The following is an 846-nucleotide window of genomic DNA, read 5'->3' as shown; positions in this document are numbered from 1 at the left end:
GGTTAAACCAATAGTAAACCGTATTTCCAGTTGATTTTTGGTCGCACTTAATATTCAAGCTAAAGGTTTTTTCTTTTGAAGTTTTACTTCCCGGTGAAGTAGACAAAAGTGTCAGTTTATCAATTCTTGTGAGGTTTACGGTTTTAGTTGATGTTATTTCGCATGAGTTTTCGCGAGGTACAGGGCTTGCAAATTTCATATTTATTGATAATAGTAAGTTAGATGGCAGTGTGGCTTTTATATCGCTATCAGCAACATAAAATGATACGCTGCTATTAGTTGGGGACTGGCTTAAGTCAATAGTTCCAGTTTTGATTAACCAATAGCGATAAAGTGTATTTTCAGTTGTTCCTGGAACCGGTATGCTTCCTGCAACCGCTGGCATCATTCCATAGACCGAGCCAGTAAGCAGATCACTAACTTGATAACCAATGCCTGGGATTCCCGTTTCATAAACAGGTTTACCCATAATGCCAGTCACCCCTGGAACTTCGCTGGCAGTGATCACAGTGGTATATCTATTCTTCGATGAGTTGTCGCAAGTAAACGCGGGTGCGGAACCGCCGATACCCATCAATTTTGTATAGAGTATACCTCCTACCGGAATAGTTGGGTCAGTAGATATTTTAACATTGCTTGGCATATTAAAATTCACCCTTTTTGCGGTGCTTTTAATATCGCAGTTTGCTTCTGCTTGACTACAAAAAATAGCCAATAAAGCCGAGAATAGAAATATTTTTTTCATGTGTGAAATCCTTTTATCACTAGCGGCAAATAGCTTTGGATGTTGTGAGACTTCCTTGTGTGGGAAGTAATTGATACGTTGCATTGCAACGTTGATCCTGC

The 846-nt window shown here is 39.6% G+C and carries 1 protein-coding gene; it reads right to left on the bottom strand.

Annotation, left to right across the window (positions count from 1 at the left end; genetic code table 11):
• A partial coding sequence (locus tag CWM53_RS20345) for a hypothetical protein (RefSeq protein WP_227521724.1) occupies window positions 1-829 on the bottom strand: 829 nt, incomplete at its 3' end.
• Window positions 830-846 lie beyond the last annotated feature (17 nt).

It is taken from the genome of Klebsiella sp. A-Nf5 (assembly GCF_002810545.1).
Taxonomy (GTDB): Bacteria; Pseudomonadota; Gammaproteobacteria; order Enterobacterales; family Enterobacteriaceae; genus Klebsiella; species Klebsiella variicola.
The sequence above is the reverse complement of the archived record's forward strand: the minus strand, read 5'-3'. Positions and strand labels throughout refer to the sequence as shown.